Genomic DNA, 20,585 nt, shown 5'->3' with positions numbered 1-20,585 from the left:
ATGAGCGACGTCAAACTCTTTAAGATTGAGCACGATCAGGTTCGAGAACTACCGGGTGAGGCGCTGCAAGTCGAACGATCGCTGCAATTGCTGTTCGAAGCCAATCTCGAATCTTTACTCGGAATCCGTTTCCTTGCGTCCGAGCATAACACGGGATCGGTCCACGGCGGCCGAATAGACACCCTCGGCCTCGACGAGGATGATTGCCCGGTCATCATCGAATTCAAGCGCGCCGTGAATGAGAACGTCATCAATCAGGGACTGTTTTATCTCGATTGGCTGCTGGACCACCGCAAGGAATTCCAGTGGCTGGTGATGGAGAAGCTCGGACCGGAGATTGCCAAGGACGTCGATTGGAGCGCGCCGCGGCTGATCTGCATCGCTGGAGATTTCACCCGATACGACCAGCACGCCGTCAAACAGATCGCCCGGAACATCGAGCTGATTCGCTATCGCAGGTTCGACACCGGCCTCTTGATGCTGGAACTGGTCCATGCACCGAAGCAGGGAAGATCGAGTGGGCCAGCCTCTGTCGCCCCTCCGACGACACCGGCGGTTGCCATTGCCAATGAGGCGACTGAGGACCCCTATATTAGCTCGCGAATTGATTACAAACTCGCACGCGCCGATCCTGACCTCCGTGACCTCTTCGAAGCCGTTCGGCAATATCTGATCGGATTGGGTGACGACGTTCAGGTTAAAGAGCTCAAATTTTACATCGCCTTCAAACGGCTCAAGAACTTCACCTGCGCCGAAATTTACCCGCAGGCGAGGGTCGTCACCCTCTATCTTCGCCTCGATCCAGCGTCGGTAGAGATCGAAGAAGGGTTTTCTCGTGACGTCGCGAAGATTGGCCATTTCGGCACCGGCAACCTCGAGCTGTCGCTGAAGAACATGGACGACTTCGCCAAGGCGCAGCCTCTGCTGAGAAGGGCGTATGAGGGCTCTTAAGTCGAACGGTTACATCGACTCTGAACACGAACCGTCTCGTTGTTATTTTCTAGGTCGATTAGCTTAATACGGAAAGGACTCCTTAGATGGCTGAACGGCTGGCTTGCAGCCGTTGATCCAGGGAAGGCCGAGCTCGTTGAGAACCGGGGAGACGTTTCGAAGCTTCCATCCCATCGACGGCTTGCCGGGGGCGATGGCTATCACTGGCTGGCGGAATTCGGCCTTGCTGTCCTGTTAACTCCTCGGTCAGCATCAGGAAATAGCTGCCGACCCAGACGGCGACCTCGGCGGCGGTCCAGGCGTTGCCCGATCCACTCGCGTTCGTATTTATGCCTTCCAACGACACGAGCGCATTCCTCAGCCGGTTGAATCGTATCAGGCGTTTGCGGCAACGCAATACGGGACCGCTGACGCGAGGACTTCCAAGAGCCCTCCAACCCCGACCTTGTTTCGGGCGACGATCGACTCTCGGATCACCAACGCGGCCCCTACACGGACGCCGGTTCTTCGAGCGGCACCTCTTGCTCCTGAGGTGGCTCGATTGTCACTCCTCTTTCTCCGACAGCAAGTAGAACAAGATCGTTCGGATGCTGAAACTTGTTTAGGCCATCCGCCATCAAGATTTCGGCCCGATCCCTTGCCGCGGTCAGTTCGAAATGACGCTGTTCGGCAGTCTTGGTAGCGGGTATGGCGTTCTTGGTCGGCGCTATCAATAGTTGCTTGATCAGATCTGCTGGGGTCGAAAACACACCAGAAGAATCGCGTTCAATCAGGATCAAGCGCTCGGCCTGTGTTTTGCCCTGATCATTCTGATAACGAGCGAGATACGCAGCAAAGAAATGCGGTAACTCCACTGCATCGAAAGCTCCATAAGAACCTTCAAACTCGGACGCAGTTATCGAGCTGATCAAGAATTCCACGAAGGAAGACGAGAAGTCGAGCAATACGGTCTCGGTCTGCGGTCTCCATCCACGCCGTTTGGTCGTCACCGGAATAACGGTGCGCCCTCCAAATTCAGGGAACTTTCCTTTCAGGTCAGCGGGCAATCGGATGACGAAGTTCTGGTCGCGGGACTCGGACGCTAATTCGATACCGAAGAACGGCAGCGCCCGTTTAAGCACGCGAGCCACTTCCTCGGTCGTGAACGAGTTTTCAATGGTTGTCTTTAGGTCGAGGCCGTCTATTGTCTGCAAGACCTCGTCCTGCATCTCTTTCGCTTTTTGCGCCTCGTTGAGCGCCGCGTCGATTCGCTCTTCAGTGCGGTCGGTTTGTCCCTTTCTGGCGTCTTCGAGTAGTTGAGATATGTCGACGCGATCGAGGAGCTCACCCATGATTTCCGCGGCATAGGCATCGTTGTCCGAAAATTCAGAGCTGACCTTCGCCATTTCCGAGACGATGGTGCCCACGCGGTCAATCAAAATGCTGATGATTTCGTTGTCGATAGTGTCTTTCGCCTGGAAATTAAAGACCACGACCTTCTGCTGCTGCCCGTAACGGTAGAGACGACCGATGCGCTGACTGATGCGGCTCGGATTCCAAGGAAGGTCGTAGTTGATGAGCACATGGCAATTCCTGTGCATATTTAGACCTTCTCCGCCTGCCTCGGTCGAGATCAGAACCGGCGACACGTCCTCGAACTTTTGAACTGCGTTCCGCTTCTCGTCAGCGGTCTGTCCGCCATGGATCAGGACAGGCTCTAAGCCGTTTAGAATCGAACGAAGCTTATGCAGAATGAAAGCTTGCGTTGCGCGATATTCGGTGAATATCAGAACCTTTTCGCCCTGCTCGACGAGCCCTCTGACGACCTCAAGGAGTTGATCGCCCTTCTTGTCAGATCTCATACATTTGCTGGTCTTTTCCAGCAGTCTGCGAACCATTTCGATCTCGCCATCGAAGAACTGCGTCGCTACGGCCGCTCCGGGCAGACTGTGCAGGTCGTCAGGCGTGTCATCATCATCAAGAACGAGCGACCGATCCACGGGTGCCTCGGCATCTTCAAGCCTGGCAAGCCGGCCCTTGAGGGAAATAAAGAGGGCCGCAACGGAAGACGACGCAAGCTTTCGATAAATGGTCATTACGAATCCGACAGCCCGTCCCTCCGCCCCCCCGATGTTTTCGCCTGCCTGATAGCCAGTTCTCAGATAAGTCTTGAGATCCCGCTCCATATCGGCAAAGTCGGGGTCGTGTACGACCTCGATGCGCTTAACCAAAAGCCCCTTGAATAAGAAATTGCCATCGATATCGACCGTGTCGATCTTGCGGTTTCTCAGGACGATCTCTCTAACCACGTCATTATTGACCTCAATTTGATCGATAACGGTCCTGAGATCCGGCCGCACAAGGGCGAGGAGGTTCCTGAACTTCCCCGTGTCGCCCTGATGGGGAGTTCCCGTCAGCAGCAGCATGGAGTCTGTCTTTGATCGGAGTGCCTGCGCGAGCTTGAACCGTAGCGTCGATTGTCCTCGGTCGTTTCGAGCCAGCCTGTGGCCTTCATCGAAGACGACGATGTCCCAATTCCCGGCGGCTAGAAGCATCCCGAAGCTGCTTTCGAGATCGCTGCCATCATCCTCGGACGAACGGGGCTTGGCGAGGTCGAGCGAAATGATCGCCCGCTCATAAAGACCCCATTCTCTGTGGTCAGACACTCTGAAATCGATACCGTAGATGAGGAATCTGCGGTCGAATTTGAACAGCATTTCCTCCTTCCACTGCCGCGTCAGCCCCGAGGGAACGACCAGCAATATCCGGCGAACGTTCTGCCTTCTTTCCAGCCCCGCGAGGAGCAGACCAACTTCGATCGTCTTGCCGAGACCAACGTCGTCCGCGATGATCCAGTTAGTCTGGCCAGATTTAAGGATGTGGTGAACGAGCGCAATTTGGTGTGGAAGAGGATCTACATCCAGCCGGTCGAGCGCTCCAGTAGCGTCGTTCCAGCCCTTGAGCGCGTGGGCGATAATATTCAGAGCCGTACGTTCCGGCGCGCGGTCGTCTGCGGGTTCTGCGCGTTTGAATCGGAGGGCGGCGCTCATGATCCGCCTGAGCCGCTCGAATGGAAGCCAGATGGTTTCTCCTGTCTGATGAAGCTGGACCAGAGCCTGTTGCCGGGTCGCCAGCTCTCGCGTTTCGATCACGGTCCCGACACCAAGCGTACGACGTACTCCCGACAGCGGAACGTCCTGAACCACGAAGCCAGGCTTCAGGCCACATCCCCATTCTTCCTCGGAAAGCCACGAAATGCCTCTCGGCCCGAAATCGACCTCGATCTTAAGCCCGTCGTCTCTGGTACGCGACCGTAGGACTATTCCGATGTTGTCCGGGTCTCCCTTTCTGCAAACCCACGCGCCGTCGATCGGTATGAGTTCAGGCATCTGCATCTTCCTGCTTTTTGTTCATCGACGATTGGTGGTGACCCAGTGAATTCACGTACCAGCCAGTTAAAGACGCGGTTCGGGAGTGGTCATTGAAGATCCGACATCCATCGATCATCGCGACATCCTTTATCGCGAGATCCTCTTCGTACCAGCGAGATGCCCTTGGGCGGTTTGGTGCCTCACTGATCATCCATCTAGTGTAGCGTCGATCGATGATAGGCTGTTCGAGAGCGCCTTCGTGGAAGGCGTCGATGCGCGCCACGGCGTAGCTTAGGAACTGGAAACTGAGCTGGTCTCCAGCCGGAAGATCCATCCATTCATCCACCCAGGAAGGGTCAATGAGGTTTTCGGGCGGTGTTCCCCGAGCTTTGACCACAAGAGAATAGGCAAGTTTCCAGGTAAGGGTACTTTGACTCTCGGGAATGAAGAAGAAGCCCTTCCTTCCTCTGATCAACGAATAGCGCGGATTTTCTGTCCAAGCACATCGAAATTCATACGCCGCCAGAATATCCTCTGGTGATGCTTCCTCGCGGGCCAAGCTTGCGATAGCGCGAAAGCTCGAAGGATGAGGATAGTCAATAAACAACTCGACGAACCTTCCAAGAAGCGGAGTTCGTCGTCTGTCGCTCACGTGAGCCAACTTCAAGATCGCCCCCGCGCATTTTCTTGCTAGCGTCTCTCGGGGAGAGATGTAAGTCTTCTCAACGAACGGCGTCTCTTGCGCCGCGGGATCATAGGGATGAAATTGTATTTCGTCGGACCAGTCGTTGCCACTGAACTTGGCCGTTTTCCTTTGCTCAAATCCGGGTATTGGATCCCAAAAATCGGGCTGGCTTGGAGAGTTAACATGGCAAATGAAGGAATCGGCCGAGGGTGTAGGTTGTGGAATAACGTTCGCCGCCGGCGGTACGATATCTGAAAATTCATTTTCAAGAGGCAGAGGGCTTAAGCTCGATGGCAGAATCTCCGACTTCCGGAGAGCGGGCTCGTCAATAACGTGAGGCTCCCAGAAGTCGCCAATAATCTTGGGGCTTCTAGGTGTTGAAGAGAAATCCTCCTCGCTCCACGAATCGACCTTCACCGCTAAGCTGTCCCGACGAGTCAGACGGTCCTTTCTCAAGCGACCTTAGACGGTATTTGACAACGAATTGCTCAGAAGGTCCAGCTTGCAATAGATCGTAGTGCAGACTTGCGAAGGATCCGCGCCGGGCTCTTGAATATCGTGAACCTGACCCCTTATCACGCGGCCGAGGTTGCTACGCGATTCCGTTCGTGAGACGTTGCTCGCGGATTTCGGTGATTTGCGCGCGGGGCTGGCGGGACGTTAGACGACCGAAGTGAACAAAGGGCGGGGGCTTTCGTCGGCAGATGCTGCAATCACGCAGAACGATAGTCGTGCATACGATCCTTGCCGGCCATATGAGCCGGGTGGAGGCCGCCCGTCGCAACGAGGCTGGTGTTCAGGTAATGACGATGGGCCAGCTTGCCGCGAGGCTCGCCGGCGGTCTCCTGCAACCGGTCGACCTCGACGTTTTGACTGAAACCATCCGCGCTGCGCTGCCCGACGTCGAGATGGGAGAGCTCGATCCGATCAAGGATCTGCCGGGGATGCCGGCGGCGGTGACGGCGACCTTCGACAAAGCTTGGCGCGCCGGCGTTGATCTATCGGCGGTGGGGCATCCCCGAACCGACGCCTTGGCGGCGCTCGAGCAGGCCGTCGTCGAGCGTCTGCCGGCGTCGATGAAGCGGGCCGGCGACCTGGTAGCGCTGGCGCTGCAGCGGATAAAACACTCGCAGGCCGTGATCGGTCCCCTGGAAATCCATGGCCACAGCGAGATGTCGCCGTGCTGGCGGCCGCTGTTGCTTGCGCTTGCCGGCGCGATCCAGGTCACCTGGGTAGCCGGGCCCAGGCACGTTCCGGAGTGGCTGAAGGGCTCGAAGGTCGATGTTGTGACGGCGCCGCCCGCCCAGCCGCTGCCGGCGACGTTCTCCTGCGCCAACCAGCTTCATGAGGTCGCCGAGGCGTTTCGCTGGATGAGGGCGCTGCTGGCGAAGGGGACGCCAGCGCCGGACATCGCCATCGCGTCGTCGAGCCCGGGCGACTACGACGACCACGTGTTCTCGGCGGCGCGGGACAGCAATTTTCCGATCCATTTCGTCGGCGGCATCAAGGCGCTGACGACCGCCGAAGGACAGGCGGCCAGCGCGTTGGCCGAGCTGCTGGTGAAGGGGCTGTCGCAGGAGCGCGTGCGCCGGCTGAACGCGCTGCTGCGCGGCGGCCCGCTGCGCGACCTGCCGGCGGGTCTGCCCGCCGATGCCCCGCTGACCTCGGTCGAGCGTTGGGAGCGGGGGCTGACGCAGGCGGATGACGCCGCCTGGCCGGACGGCAAGAACAGGACCGCCGAGGTGATGGCGGTGATCCGACTGCTGGACCGAGGCGCCGATGCGGCGGCGGAGGCGGGCGAGACGATGTTAAGCGGATTGCAGCGCTCGCTGTGGCGCCGGGCGCTGCGGGAGGGACCCGCCCAGGCGCTGCCCGTGACGCTGGCGACGTTGCGTATTGACGACGGCATCGAGCCGGCGGCCAGCGCGATCTGGACGTCTGCGATCGCGCTGGCGTCGTCGCCGCGCCCCCACGTCTGGCTGCTGGGGTTGAACGCCGGCCGTTGGCCGCGGCGGATCTCGGAAGATCGGCTCATTCCGGATCATGTGCTTTCGATCGAAAAGCTCGATCCGCTGCCGGTGGCGGACGGCGACAAACGGGACTTCCGGACCATCGTGACGACGTCGCAGAGCGTTTCGATTTCGTTCAGCCGGCGCGACGCCGAGGGCCGCATGCTCGGCCGCTCGCCGCTGATCGCCGAGCTTGCGGAGACCTATCTCGATCGTGCCGGCACACCGGAGCATGCGTCGAGCGAATCCGACAGGCTTCTGGCCCGTCCTTCGGAGTTCTCGAAGCTGCCGATCGCGCTTTCCGGACTGTCGTGCTGGCGGGACTGGCACCGCAACGAGATCACGCCACACGACGGTCTGATTGCGCCGGCGCATGCGCGGCTGACGAAGCTGTTCGAGCAACCGCTGTCGGCGACGTCGTTGAAGATGCTGCTGCGCGACCCGATCCGCTTTGTGTGGCGCTATGCGCTGGGATGGAAGGCGCCGGAGGATGCCGACGAGCCGCTGACGCTCGATCCGAACGTCTTCGGCAATCTCGTCCATGGCTTACTGCGGGAAACTGTCGAGCTACTCGAGGCCGGCGGCGGCATGGCCGGCGCCGACCAGGCGCGGATTGAGGCGGCGCTTGCCGCTGCGCGCGACCGGACCATCGCGGATTGGGAGGATGCCAAGCCGGTGCCGCCGGACGTGATCTGGCGCAGCACCACGGCCCGCGGCCATGCGTTGGCGGCGGCAGCGCTGGCCTACGACATCGGCGAATATCCTGGGCAGCGAACCTGGTGCGAGATTCCCTTCGGCGAAACCGATCCGGACGAAGGCGGTCGTGACCTGCCGTGGAAGGCAGACGCCGCCGTAGAGATCCCCGGCACCGGGCTTCTGATCAAGGGACAGATCGATCGGCTCGATCTCGCCGGCGACCGGTTGCGGGCCCGCGTCGTCGACTACAAGACCGGCAAGCTCGGCAAGAAGATGGACGAGGTGATCATCAAGGGTGGCACCGAATTGCAGCGCTGTCTCTACGCCTTCGCCGTCAAGACCTTGCTGGGCGTCGACGTCGCGATCGAGGCCTCGCTGCTTTATCCGAAGGCCGGCGAGGGCGAGCAGGCGGTGTTTCCGCTGGCGGACCTCGATGGCGCGTTGGCGAAGGTGTCGACGGCGGCGGCGGCGTCCCGCGACGCTTTGCTCGGCGGCATCGCGCCCCCGGGCGAGGACGCCGCCGGCGACCGTAACGATCATGCGTTCGCGCTGCCGGCCAACGCCGGATATCTGCCGCGGAAACTGCCGCTGGCGAAGATCAAGCTCGGCCCGGCCGCAACGGTTTGGGAGGAGCTATGATCGTGGTCCCAGATCTCGCTGCGCGGCTGACCGCGCTGGCCGCCGTCGACCGCACGCTGCTGGTCGAGGCCGGCGCCGGATCCGGCAAGACGTCGGTGATGGCGGGACGCGTCGCGGTGCTGTTCGCCAGTGGCGTCGAACCGAAGCACATCGCCGCGATCACCTTCACGGAATTCGCCGCCAGCGAGCTTCGGCTCCGGATCGAGCGGTTCACGACGGCGCTTTCCAGGGGCGAAGTGCCTCGCGATCTGAGGCAGGCGTTTCCGGATGGCGTCACCGAGGCGCAGAAGGCCAATCTCTATCGGGCCTGCGAGGCGTTCGATCAGTTGACCTGCAGCACCATCCACGGCTTCGCGCAGGGTCTGATCAAACCTTATCCGGCGGAGGCCGGGATCGATCCCGGTGCAAACATCGTCGACCCCACCGAGGCCGATCTGGCGTTCAAGGAGCGCTACGACGCCTGGCTCAAAGAACGGCTTTCCGGAGACGGCGGCGACGGCTTGATCGCCCAGCTTGTCCTCGCCAGCGAAGGGGCCGGCCTGAAGCTCGTCGAGGATGTCGCCCAGTTCTTGCGCCGAAATCGCGACGCCGACTGTGCGCAGGTGGCTTGGTCGCAGCGGCACATGACTGGTTTGGTCGCGGCGGCGAAGCAGTTCGAGGCCGACCTCGACGGTGTCGGTTATCAGGAAGAGAAGACCTCGGCGGCCTGCCGGGCGTTGGGCGCCTTGGCTGAGCTGCTCGTTGGCCACAAGCTGACCGACGCGGCGCCGACCAACGCCGCCCTGATCGCGGCGCTGAACTTCGAGCGCGACGAGAGCTGTTTCACGCAGTCCGGCAGCGCCCGTGCGCTGCAGACCAGCGGCAAATGGCAGGAGGCGGCCGCCAAGGCGGGCCTGACCAAGACCGCCGGCAAAGCCGCGTTCGATGCAATCGTCCCACGCTACAAGGCCTGCCACGCCGCCCTGGAGACCCTGCTGGGCGCCGTCGCCGGCGAACTGCTATCGCGCCTGCGTACCGAGATGCAGAGCCTGCGCGACGATTGGCGCGACTACAAGCGGGACGCCGCGCTGTTGGATTTCGACGATCTGCTCTACACCGCGCGCAACCTGCTTCGGGACCACAAGGTGGTCCGGAAGGCGCTGGCGCAGCGCTTCCGTCACGTCATGGTCGACGAATTCCAGGACACCGACCCGCTACAGATCGAGATCCTGTGGCTGATCTGCGGCGAGGATTGCAAGGACGGCGCCGGCAATGCGTTGGCTCGCCCGCTGCGCGCCGGCAGCCTGTTCATGGTGGGCGACCCCAAGCAGGCCATCTACCGCTTCCGCGGCGCCGACGTGAATGCCTACATCGCCGCGCGGACGGCGATCGACGCGGGCTCGCAAATCAAGATCACCGCCAACTTCCGCTCGGTCGAGCCGATCCTCGCGTTCGTCAACAAGCGGTTCGAGCCGGTGCTGTCGGCCGATGGCCAGCCTGGCTTTTCCGAGTTGTCGCCGATCCACCCCGCGATCGGCTCCGAGCCCGGCGTCTGCGCGCTGGATGTGGTCGTCGCCGGCGAAAAGCCGAAGGCCGCCGAGATCCGCGACGCCGAGGCCGCCGCCGTTGCCGATCTCTGCAACAGGCTGGTCGGCAACCTGTTGGTTCGCGACCATCAATCAGGCGACATGAGGCCGTGCCGGTTCGGCGACATTGCGCTGCTGGCACCTGTCGGTACCGAGCTCTGGCGGTTCGAGGAGGCGCTGGAAGAATTGGCGATCCCGGTCTCGACCCAGGCCGGCAAGGGCTTCTTCCGCCGCCAGGAGATCCAGGACCTGATCGCGTTGACCCGCGCGCTCGCCGACCCGCGCGACACGCTCGCGTTCGGGGCACTTCTGCGCGGGCCGCTGGTCGGCCTGACCGAGACCGAGCTGCTCGACATTTCGGAAGCGCTGCCGATCGATCCAGAACGGCAGGGGCTGCCGATGCTGACGCTGCGGACCGATCCGGGGCACGTCGGCCATGCGCTCGCCAAGAATGTACTGACGACATTATCGTCGCTGTACCGGCAGGCACGGACCACGACGCCCTACACGCTGCTCGCCGATGCGATCGCGGCGCTTCATGTTCGGCCGCAGATCCGGCAGCGCTTCAAGGCCGGCGCCGAGCGGGCGGTCGCCAACGTCGATCTCTTCTTGGAGATGGCGCGGGCCTACGACGTCCGCGGTCTGCGGGCTTTCGCTGGCGACATGCGCGCCAATTGGGAGGATGCCGTCCGCCAGGTCGAAGGCCGCCCCGACGCCGAACAGGAGGCGGCCTCGCTGATCACGGTGCATGCCGCCAAGGGGCTCGAGTGGCCGGTGGTCATTCCGATCAACATGACCGGCACGCCCAAATCCGAATCCGGCCTGGTGCAGGACCGCTCGCAAAATCTGTTCTCGATCCCGATCCTCGGCAACGACCCAGCGGGCTATGCCGACATCGCTAACCGCGCCGAGGAGGAAAGCCGTCGCGAACGCGTGCGGCTTTGGTATGTCGCGGCCACCCGCGCGCGCGACCTGCTCATCCTGCCGAGACATTCCGCCGATCTGTCGGACAAGTGCTGGGCGAAGCTGGTCGAGCTCGGCGTAGCCGGTCTGCCGCCGATCAAGCCCGAGGACATCGGCGCCGCGAAGGAGCGGACGGTTTCGTCGAAGGAAAACGCCCAGACTAGAGCGATCTTCGCCGCCGAAGCCGCTGCAATCTTCGACAGCCGCAAGGTCGTGACCTGGCGCCGCCCGAGCCGCAGCGAGTTCGATCAGGTCGGTGAGGGAGAAACGAAGATCGAGAGCGCCGATATTCCGGAGGCGACGGAGATCGCGCCGGCCGCCGTCCTCGGCAGTTCGACGCGCGGCAGCATCCTCCACAAGCTGATGGAGGAGGTGCTGACCGGCGAATCTGGCGATACGAAAGCGGAACTCCAAGCGCGGGCGGCCGACCTGATCCGACAGATGGGCCAAGCGCCCGCGCCCGACCCGAAGACGGGTCTATGCGCCGCCGAACTGGCTAGCACGGTGCTGCGGACGCTGGCACTTCCGGACGTCGCGGCGCTGCGCCCACGTCTTGTCCCCGAACTGCCGGTGTTCGGCAGCGAGACGCACGATGGCGAGGAGGTCTTGCTCTCGGGCCAGGTTGACGCCGTCGCGTTCGATGACACCGGCGCCATCGACGCCGTCGTCGACTGGAAGAGCGACGTCACCCCCGCCCCATCGGCGATCAATCACTACCGACAGCAGATCGGCGACTACCGCAAGCAGACCGGCGCACGGCGCGCGCTGCTGGTATTCATGACGACGGGGAAGGTCATCGATGTCGTTTGATCAGAGGCACTCAATCATTTGACACAGATGCTTCAAAACAAAATGTCGGAAATGGCAAGCAAGAAATTCAAAAACGAGCCTGCGCCCGCTGCGGCGGAGTTTCCGATACTGCCGATCATGTGGAGTTCCTTGTGCCCTTCAGATGCGCGAGTTGTGTGGGGCATTTCTGGAATAGCACCTTCCATTACTTCGGGGGGCTCGCCAATCCTGAAGCCAAGACGGTTCATTTGATGATCGATTTCTTCGACGATCTTGCGTTCACGAACAAGATCGACCCAAACAACACATTGTACTCAGGATGGCTCGCTACCAATGAGGCATTGGAATCGCTGATCTCTAGGGGGGCCGTATGAATTTGGCAAAAAGGAAGGATCGCCATAGCACGATGAATGAAATGACCACGGGGCAGGTCGTCGATGGCGCTTGACCACACCGAACATTCGCTCCTCGAGCCAAGGCTGCTGTTCACCGAGCCGTGGGATCCGATCGTTGTAAGGAGGGGCGACGCGCTGGGCCTTCTTGCACTCACCAACGTCTTCGCTGAACTCGTTGCGCCGGGGCTGACCAATCGCGTGCGCGACGGGCGATGGGTCACGATCATGGCGTGGTGTCTTGTCAGATCCCAGCAGATAGCCCACGCGAGCGGCAGTAGATCGGTATCCACGCGGCCGGAGCAGAACGCGCGGTACGCCTGGCTGCGCCCGCTCGAACTCATGTGGACCGCGCGAACGATCGCACTGGCCGAAGCTGATTGGAAGGAGCGCCCGTTACCGGGTCGCCGGCGAGTTCAGCCATGGTACGACGATTACTCGGAGGGAGGGGAGTATGCCGCTCGTTTCGGCATGTCCGAAGATCAGTTTCGAGCATACCGTCAAACTGGGACCTACGGCGCCTATCGGGTCGCATTCCGCAGATGGCCGGAGATGACGATAGGCGGCGATGGCTGGACCCCGGGTCCGGCCGCGCGTGCGCTGGCGAAGTGGCTAGATTCCAAACTCGGGTCGGCGCGGCCGAACTGGCATCTCCACGCCGGGAATGGAAAGAGGGAGGGCATTTCGACCCAGAGTGCTAAACTTGGTCGCGGCGAGGAATGCCGATGGTGGTTGCAGCACTGGGCCAATTTCGATCGCGGCGGAAGCCGGATCGAAGAAACACTTCCGCGACCCCGGACCGAATTGGATGTGCTACCGGAGGCGGACCTCCTCGAACCCATCATCTTCGGAGGGAATACCGGGAAGCGGCGCCGAGAGGTTGCAAAAGAGATCTCCGACTGCACAGCAAAGGATCACACCGGCATCTGCGAATATCTCGGGAAGGTGTTAGCAGAACAAGAACCGGCCATCGCATTGCTGCCTCGCTTTTCGCGGCTGGCCGATGCCGGAATCGCCGCGATGGATTTGATTTCGAAGTCGCTCGGCGGCAAGAGCCGGGTGCCGCTTGCGGAGGCGGCTTCGACGCCATCGGCAAAGCGAGTTTGCGAAGAACTCTACGCGGCGGCACGCGATTGGCCGACGGACGAAACCCTTTCGCTTAGGCACATCGGCTCGGCGCACAGATTTGCGAACGCGATTTCGAGCGCCGACCCGATCGCGTGTTTCACGGCTCTGCTCCAGCACCATGAGATCTACGGCGGCGGCCTGAGGTGGTTCGTGCTGCGCGGCGAGCTTGTCGAGCCGCGCACAGGGCCTTCGGCGGCCGCCTCCAGCTACCGCTTCCGTCTTTGGTCGCTATGTCGGTTGGCGACGCAATGCGGCGTAATCGACGAGATGCCCGCAGGTCTTCTCGACGAACCGGATGAAGCTGAAGAGAACGGGCTGTGAGGAACTGACATGGACGCCATTGGCTGGGAATCACTTCTGAGGACCGACGCTCCGCCCGAGTGCACTCTTCTGCGCGCTTTGTTCACCACCTACGACCGGGCGGATGAGCGCTTGCTGGTAGAGCACGCGCTGCCGCTGTTCCTGAAACTGGGCCATGAGCCGGGGGGTGAGGGGGCCGAGCGGCATTACTTTCTGATCGAACTTGATTGTCGGCTGCGGCAGATGCATGACCGCATCGTCGTGATTTCTTCGAACACGCGCGACGAACCGGCCGATGAGGAGGTGGTCGACAGCGCATACCAGTGGATCTGGCGGTCGATCCGTCACCTGACCGTAGGCAGTCGGGGAAGGGCCGTTCAACACGCGAAGCTATGGCTCCTGCACTGGCGCAGTCCGACGGGAACCGAATATCTGGAAATCGTGGTGTCCTCCGCGAACCTGACGCTCGCCGCGCTTAGGGGACAGCTCCAGGCGGCGTGGCGCACCCTGATCGAGCTCAGGGCCCAGTCCTCGGGAGCAAGACGCGCAGGGTGGGGTATCCTGACCGACTTCGTTGTTGAGTTGGCCTCATCTGCGGGGGATCCGCACAGCCTCGATCATTTCGTCGAGCTGCTCGGCCGTAGCGATTGTCCCGAAGGCGTCAGCTTTGTAGCGAGCGTTCCTGGATCGCATTCGCGCGCCGATCTCCGGCATACCCCTTGGGGAGCCGCAGGACTTGCAAAGATTACGCCGGCGGGCAACGGCCCGACCAGCGTCTCCATCATGGCGCCCTATGTCGGATCATGGAATTCGGATGCGCTTGATCAATGGTGCAGCAGTTTCGGAGGCATGCCAAAGAAGCTTCGACTCGTTTGCATCGGGAAGGACCATCCTTGGCAACGGCACTGGCTGCTGCCGGCGGCATCACTCAGCGCTCTTCTGAAATCGGGAGCCTCCCTCATCCGGCTGCGCCGCGACCCGGCGGCGCAGCACCGCTCCGATGCCTTCCATGAGCGTCATCGCAAAGAGGATGACCGCTGGAGCCACGCCAAGCTCTACCATTTCCGGCGTGGCAATTCTCGTCGCCTGCTGGTCACGTCCGCGAATTTCAGCATGGCTGCATGGGGCAAAAGTGATCACGGTGCACTGACGATCGAAAACTTCGAACTTGGAGTTTGTATCGAGCAGGCGGAATGGCCATTCGAACACCTCGAGCGGTTCGGCGATGCGAACGACATCGCAACCGTCGCGAACCTGGCCACTCGCAGTACGCCGACTATCACCTGGGCTCAGGCGGCTTGGGACGGGCGACAGATCAAGGTGGAGTGCCGCTGCCGGGCACCTTCTGAACTTTCGGGCGAGCTTTGCACCGGGACCGAGACGACCCGGTTTGCCGGCTGGGCTCGCCTTGACACGACCAACGATCTCTACCGTGCGAATATTCCCTATGCGGCCGAGTGGCTGTCTCCGTTCGTCATTGGGTTGGCGTGCAATGACGAACGCCTGCGTATTCCGATATTTGATGAACGCCAGCTCGCCGAGCGGGAAATCACGCTGCTGCCCGAGGTTGACGAGGCGTTGATGCAAAGCCTCCGCGACCAACTGCTGTTCGAGGAGTACGGCGGGGGCATAGCCCCGGATGATCAGGATCTTGATCCCCTCGGCGGCGACATCGTTGACCAGTTGCCGATAGACGAGGACGATATCGAGGCGACCGGTGCCGGCCCTTCGGATAGCTATGCCGTTCCTGCCTTCGTCATCGCCCGCCGGCACCTGGCCGTCGTCGACAGTTGGTCGGGCGCCGTGAGGGAATTGTCAAAACGGCAAGAAGAGGACTTCCGCCGGGTTCATCTCCGCCGCGACGGCGAACTTCTGGTCAATGCGTTGCTTCGCCAGGCGGAACGGGACGGCACGTCCGGTAAGACTTGCGCACTGGGGGCGGGCCTCGCTGCGGAAGAGATGCAAATCCGGCTCCAACACTTTCCGGAGGAGTGATGCTTCCGATCGAACCGCTCAACCTTCATGCGCGCCAGTGGCAATTCCTGTCCAACCCGGACGGCTATGCGCAGGCTAGCGCCACGGCCGGAAGAAAGCTGGCCTTGGAGAGCACACGACGTCAGTTCGTCACGGCTGCCGACATCCTTGTGCGACTGAACGGAAGCCTGGGCGAAGAGCCGAGGCGGGGGCTACTGCTTGCAGACGACGTCGGGCTTGGCAAGACGTCCGTAGCGGCTCTGGTTGCCTGGGTGGTTGCGTCGTCTGGAGGCGGACGGTCGGTCCGAATCCTGGCGCCTAACGACGTCATGGTGAGACGGTGGGAAGCCGAGCTTCTTGACCACATTGCCCCGCTGGGGTCCTGCGCTCCTCATCTTGATGTTCGGAAGAACCATGTGAAGGCTCGCCGGGTGGTGCGCCTCTCGTCCGGCTCGATCCAGGTGGTGAAGCACTCCTATGCATCATCGGAATCGCCGCTGGCCTGCGACCTGTTGATCGTCGACGAGGCGCATCGGGCCAAAGGCGAGCAGACAAGTTTCAGCAAGGCCCTGAGGCGACAACGGAAATATGCAAAACGCGTCCTGATCCTGACCGCCACACCTTTCAGCATCCGCATCGAGGAACTGCAACGCATGCTTGAACTGATCGGCGCCGATGAGGCGGTGCCTTTCGTTCGTGCGTTCAGCCACGCGCTCGAGGATCTCTATTCCGGCAATACAAGCCGAAGTCCCGAGATCGTTGCCGAGTGCCTGGCCGCGAAGGCGAAGGCCGCCGTGGAAGCGATGGCGAAATTCGTCATTCGCCACAGCGTTGACGATCTGCCGGCCGAACAACACTGGTTCGGCGACCGCGACGATTGGTCGATCCCTGTCCCGCCGGCCAAGCCATCCGAGGAGGAACTGATCCTGAGGATGGACCGGGCGCTCCGAGTCGCGTCGCAAGAGGGCGCCATTACCGGAGGAGCAAGAAACGATCCTCGATTCCATGTTGGATGGCGCCATTTCGACGATGTGAGCCGAGAGCTTCACCTGGAATCGGTGCCGCTCCTTGCCGAGCCGGCGAAGTCGGTTGTCAGCAACCATCTCGCCGCGGTTGAACAGCTGCGGAAAGAAGTCGGGATCCATTCGAAGATCGCCGCCGTCACCGAGGAAGTCAAGAATGCCATCGCCTTGGGCGAAAAGGTTCTGCTGTTCTGTCACCACCATGCCACCGCCCAGGAGCTCACCGCCTGCCTGGACAAGAACCTACCGACGCTGAAAAAGCTTCCTTCGCCTGGGCCCAGGCTTTGGGAGATCGCCTGGAACGAGGCGCTGGGTTGGGCCCACGACGACAACGATGAGCAGAATCTGCGCAGGCCGTTCGTGCGGTGGCTGTGCGGCGACCTTATCAGGACGCAAACGTGGAGCTGGTTCGGCGCCGACCCGAGTGGATTGTCGAATCTTGCCGAGGCCATCAACACGACGCCGGCCCGGGGGTGCCGCAAAGCGGAGCTCATCAGCGACGCAGCCCGACGGCTCTACGACGCGATGAAAGTCTCGAGTTCGAGCCGCGAGGTTTTGAAGAGGTCGACCGAACGCCTGGATCTGTTGCCGGGCGCAAACGGGGCATCGCGCGTTCTGGCCGTATGCGACCCGAGTGAAGATCAAAGGGAAGCTCATCTTTTCGTCCATAATCGGCAGCCGGACACGGCCATCTCCGTCTTCAACAGTCCCTTTGGTCCAGACGTTCTTGTGGTGACCGACAAACTTTCGGAGGGCATCGATCTGCATCGCTACTGCAGGCATCTCGTTCACTATGAACTGGATCCCAGCCCGATCAGGACGGTACAACGAAACGGACGGGTCCGCCGCGTCAACAGTTGGGCTGCGGTGACCGGGAAAAGCATCAAATATGCCTACCCGGCATTCCGGGGGACACGGGACCACCGGGTGGTGCAGATCATGAAGAAGCGTATCGACAGCTTTTCCCTGCTCCTTGGAGGCGTTCAAGATTTCGACATCGACCAAGTTGCCGAATCCGACGAGCGCTGGCGCAATGAAGTCATCCAGCTCGCTAAGAAGCGTCTGGCCACCAGTGCGAAGATACTTCGGGCGCGAGAGTTTTCAGAGGACGCCAGAATGCAACGCTTGGTTTAAGGCCTACCTCAACCTCCCGTGGCTCTCGCGTCTGACGGCGGGCGTAGGTCCTCACCACTGGTTCAAGCTTGGCGATCAAAGCCGTGATGCTGACAGAACCAGCATGATAATGGACCATCTCATCCTCGGTCATCGGATGCCGAGTGTCGTCGTGTTTTGCCGTCCCCGCCTAGGTTACCCCAGGGGTAACTCTAAGATTCATGATTTCAGCGATCGATCACGGCATGGATTGATCGTTCGCCGATCCTGCGGCGCGAGGGGCTGCGGTTCAAAAAACTCTGTTCCCGCTTGAGCAAGGCCGCGCTGACGTGGCGCGGTGACGACGCCGTTGGCACGCCTTACAGGCCCGCCTCGATCCAAAGCGCCTGGTGTCATCGACGAGACCTGGATCAAGACCAACATGGCCCCGTTGCGCGGCTGGGGCCTCAAGGGCGAGCGGCTGCGCGGCTTCGCACCGCATGGCCACTGGCGCACGCTGACCTTCCTTGGCGCACTGCGTTGCGACCAACTCACCGCGCCTTGCGTGTTCGATAGCCAATCAACGGCGACAGCTTCCGTGCCTATGTCGAGCAGCAGCTCGTGCCGGTGCTGAAGCCAGGCGACATCGTCGTCATGGAAAATCTGGGCAGCAATAAATTGGCGGCCGTGCGCCGGCTGATCCGAAACGCCGGCGCCAGGCTGTGGTACTGCCCCGTATTCGCCGGATCTCAATCCGATCGAGCAGGTTTCCGCCAAGATCAAGCACTGGATGCGTGTCGCCCAGAAACGCACCGTCGATGAAACCTGGCGCCACATCGGTCACCTCGTCGGCACCTTCACTCAGCGAATGCAGCAAATACGTTGCCAACGCAGGATATGGTTCCATCAAAACCGTGAAATGCTCTAGCTATCGCACTTCAAACAAGTGCCAACTTACACCATTTGGCTCATCGCAGTTTGGTGATTGATAGAAAGGGCGCTTTGTGACGGCGCTAGGTAACGACCTGGACTTGCTGCAGAGGCATACAGTGAGGGGGGTGCATTGACGCCGACAATTTGCGCTGAGTTCAAGGTTCATTTGTTTCGCGCTCGATATCCTCTGCCGAGGCATATCCGCGTTCCTTCAGAAGCCGAGCAATTCGGTTGAGTTCAGCCAACCGGTCCGCAATTATGCCTTTGGCCCGCTGGAAACATCCGTCCATGATCTTCGCAACCATTTGGCGGAGCAGGGGATCAATTTGCAGTCGCGCCAGCACTTCGTCGGGGCGTCTGGACGAGAGGTAGACGAGGCTCGCCCCCAGTCCGAGTGAGATCTCCATCGTCGCCGCAATCAGCGTTGCTTGGTGGAGATCGGAGTCATCCCCGCCACCGCCTCCATCGGCATGGTCACCGAAAATAACCTCTTCGGCCGCGATGCCCGCAAGCAGGATCGCAATCTGAGCGGAATACGCAGCTTTTCCCAGGTTTCGTCCTGGAATTTGCCGCATGGTCGTCCTGCCACCAGAACCGTCCATTCCCACTTCCCGGAAGACCTGACTTTCGATCAGCCGGTTTCCCGCCTGGCTTCCGAGATAGTGGCCAACGATTGCGTGGCCCGCCTCGTGTACACAGGATTCATAAAAAGCCTCGTCGGATTGCACGATCCGGGCGGGAAGGCCGTGCAGCAGGTCGCTAAAATTCATGGGACGACGTTCCGAGCGGGCCTTTCGCCTCGCGTCCCGTACGACCTGTTCGATCACGGCTCCGGAGGCACCTTCAAGCCGGGAAGCAATGTCAGCCAGGTCGGCAGAGACGATGTCGTCTCCTAAGTGGTGACGCAGAATCCCAACGCGAGCGTCGAGATCAGGCAGGGGGATTCTGACGTGCTTTCCCAATCGGCCCGGCCGAAGAATTGCCTTGTCGATCTTGTCCGGTAAGTTGGTGGCGCCAACGACCACCACGCCTTCTCGGCCCTCTACGCCATCGAGACATTCCAGGAAGGCGTTGATCACCTCCCGCGTATACTGCTCGTTCTTTCCATCGAGAATTTCGCGATCACCGAAGGAGTCGAGCTCGTCGATGAACAGGATACTTGGGGTATCCTGCATGGCGTGGCTAAAGGCTTGCCTCATGGCCTTCAGAAGGTCGTTGAGGTACCCCTTGGCCTGCCATCGTGCGAGCGAATGAATGTGGATCGGAACCTTGCAGGTTTCGGCTAGTGCCTGCGCGAAGGTCGTCTTGCCCGTTCCCGTTGGTCCGCTGACGAGAACGCCTCGATCTACATCGGCCCATGCCAATTGTCCGGCCTGGTATTCATTCAGGTCTTTAGCGAGTTCGCGCCCCCAGATGGCGGCTTCGCCAAACCCGTGGAGATCGTCGAGGCTTGGCATCGTCGTCACGGAGGAAGGCTTGCGACGGCTCCTTCCGAGCTGTTCCGTCTTGACTTGCCTTAAGCTCCGTACGATGTGGCGCGTGCTCCGTCCTGGCTTAATCAGGATGCTCAGCAACGAGAGCGGTTCTCCAACCGCGGTTGCGAGAACTTCGTCAGGGACGCCGCGGATTCCAGCCGCGCGGGACGCAGCCTTAAGTGCCGACAGGTCGGCGAATGGAAGCGGGACGATACCATCGGCTGCGAGGCGGAAAGGCAGCGGAAAAGCATCGGCACTGTAAGCGAAGCCAATGACGTGATCGCTGGATGCCAAGGTCTTGCCGAGTTCCTTATCGCGGGTGCGTCGGACGGTAGCCTCACTATCCCAATGCAGGATTTCGGGTCTGATGACCCGCTTCGATCGAACCTGGTTTCGATGAAGCGTCCGACCTGCCTCGACGAATGATTCGGCATCAGCCGGGTTGTTCAGGATAAATCCGACTGCGCTGGGGCACCCCGACAAGACATGATGAAGGTTGTTGTGCCGCAGGGCTCGAACGAGAAGATGCCGTGCGACCGCCAAGCCAACGTCTGTCGGACGGCGGCTTGTGGTCACGAGCGGTCTCGAAAGGTTTCTCAAATTCATTGATGGCTCCATTCGG

General features: G+C 61.0%; 10 protein-coding genes and 1 pseudogene. 7 read left to right on the top strand and 4 right to left on the bottom strand.

Annotation, left to right across the window (positions count from 1 at the left end; genetic code table 11):
• Complete coding sequence (locus tag HNR60_RS03500; RefSeq protein WP_184254303.1) at nt 1-951, top strand: DUF5655 domain-containing protein; 951 nt, start codon at nt 1-3, stop codon at nt 949-951.
• Nucleotides 952-1,439: 488 nt separating this feature from the next.
• Here the strand turns inward: HNR60_RS03500 and HNR60_RS03495 are convergent, their stop codons facing one another.
• A complete protein-coding gene (locus tag HNR60_RS03495) occupies nt 1,440-4,319 on the bottom strand; it encodes a helicase-related protein (protein ID WP_184254301.1) in 2,880 nt (959 codons plus the stop codon).
• Nucleotides 4,312-5,403: a hypothetical protein gene (locus tag HNR60_RS03490; RefSeq protein WP_184254299.1), complete on the bottom strand. Its 1,092-nt coding sequence runs from the start codon at nt 5,401-5,403 to the stop codon at nt 4,312-4,314. Before HNR60_RS03490 ends, HNR60_RS03495 begins: the two co-directional genes overlap by 8 nt.
• 314 nt (nt 5,404-5,717) lie before the next feature.
• Here HNR60_RS03490 and HNR60_RS03485 point away from each other — a divergent pair, with 314 nt between their 5' ends.
• Nucleotides 5,718-8,330 (top strand): PD-(D/E)XK nuclease family protein, encoded by a 2,613-nt coding sequence (locus HNR60_RS03485; RefSeq protein WP_347339299.1) that lies wholly within the window; start codon nt 5,718-5,720, stop codon nt 8,328-8,330.
• Nucleotides 8,327-11,668 carry a UvrD-helicase domain-containing protein gene (locus HNR60_RS03480; RefSeq protein WP_184254295.1) on the top strand — a complete coding sequence of 1,114 codons (3,342 nt, stop codon included), beginning with the start codon at nt 8,327-8,329 and terminating at the stop codon, nt 11,666-11,668. The genes HNR60_RS03485 and HNR60_RS03480 overlap by 4 nt, the downstream gene beginning before the upstream one ends.
• 32 nt (nt 11,669-11,700) lie before the next feature.
• Here the strand turns inward: HNR60_RS03480 and HNR60_RS03475 are convergent, their stop codons facing one another.
• Nucleotides 11,701-11,895, bottom strand: a complete 195-nt coding sequence (locus HNR60_RS03475; protein ID WP_184254293.1) for a hypothetical protein — start codon at nt 11,893-11,895, stop codon at nt 11,701-11,703.
• Nucleotides 11,896-12,084: 189 nt separating this feature from the next.
• Here HNR60_RS03475 and HNR60_RS03470 point away from each other — a divergent pair, with 189 nt between their 5' ends.
• The 4 genes and pseudogenes from HNR60_RS03470 to HNR60_RS03455 all read left to right on the top strand — a co-directional run.
• Entirely contained in the window at nt 12,085-13,488 is a 1,404-nt protein-coding gene (locus HNR60_RS03470) for a hypothetical protein (protein ID WP_184254291.1), read from the top strand.
• Between the two features lie 9 nt (nt 13,489-13,497).
• Nucleotides 13,498-15,462 (top strand): tyrosyl-DNA phosphodiesterase 1, encoded by a 1,965-nt coding sequence (locus HNR60_RS03465; protein WP_184254289.1) that lies wholly within the window; start codon nt 13,498-13,500, stop codon nt 15,460-15,462.
• On the top strand, nt 15,462-17,597 hold the full coding sequence (locus HNR60_RS03460) for an SNF2-related protein (protein WP_184254286.1): 2,136 nt from the start codon (nt 15,462-15,464) through the stop codon (nt 17,595-17,597). The genes HNR60_RS03465 and HNR60_RS03460 overlap by 1 nt, the downstream gene beginning before the upstream one ends.
• 246 nt (nt 17,598-17,843) lie before the next feature.
• Nucleotides 17,844-18,469 (top strand): annotated as a pseudogene (locus HNR60_RS03455) (IS630 family transposase); the annotation flags it as partial.
• A gap of 174 nt (nt 18,470-18,643) precedes the next feature.
• Here the strand turns inward: HNR60_RS03455 and HNR60_RS03450 are convergent.
• On the bottom strand, nt 18,644-20,569 hold the full coding sequence (locus HNR60_RS03450) for an AAA family ATPase (protein ID WP_184254284.1): 1,926 nt from the start codon (nt 20,567-20,569) through the stop codon (nt 18,644-18,646).
• Nucleotides 20,570-20,585 lie beyond the last annotated feature (16 nt).

The organism is Rhodopseudomonas rhenobacensis, from assembly GCF_014203125.1.
Lineage (GTDB): Bacteria > Pseudomonadota > Alphaproteobacteria > Rhizobiales > Xanthobacteraceae > Rhodopseudomonas_A > Rhodopseudomonas_A rhenobacensis.
This window is presented reverse-complemented; position numbering and strand designations above follow the sequence as displayed.

Bases quoted from the DNA above. Each gene is read 5' to 3' on its own strand.
- HNR60_RS03500 (WP_184254303.1), top strand. From the start codon at position 1: ATGAGCGACGTCAAACTCTTTAAGATTGAGCACGATCAGGTTCGAGAA.
- HNR60_RS03495 (WP_184254301.1), bottom strand. From the start codon at position 4,319: ATGCCTGAACTCATACCGATCGACGGCGCGTGGGTTTGCAGAAAGGGA.
- HNR60_RS03480 (WP_184254295.1), top strand. From the start codon at position 8,327: ATGATCGTGGTCCCAGATCTCGCTGCGCGGCTGACCGCGCTGGCCGCC.
- HNR60_RS03475 (WP_184254293.1), bottom strand. From the start codon at position 11,895: ATGAACCGTCTTGGCTTCAGGATTGGCGAGCCCCCCGAAGTAATGGAA.
- HNR60_RS03470 (WP_184254291.1), top strand. From the start codon at position 12,085: ATGGCGCTTGACCACACCGAACATTCGCTCCTCGAGCCAAGGCTGCTG.
- HNR60_RS03465 (WP_184254289.1), top strand. From the start codon at position 13,498: ATGGACGCCATTGGCTGGGAATCACTTCTGAGGACCGACGCTCCGCCC.
- HNR60_RS03460 (WP_184254286.1), top strand. From the start codon at position 15,462: ATGCTTCCGATCGAACCGCTCAACCTTCATGCGCGCCAGTGGCAATTC.
- HNR60_RS03450 (WP_184254284.1), bottom strand. From the start codon at position 20,569: ATGAATTTGAGAAACCTTTCGAGACCGCTCGTGACCACAAGCCGCCGT.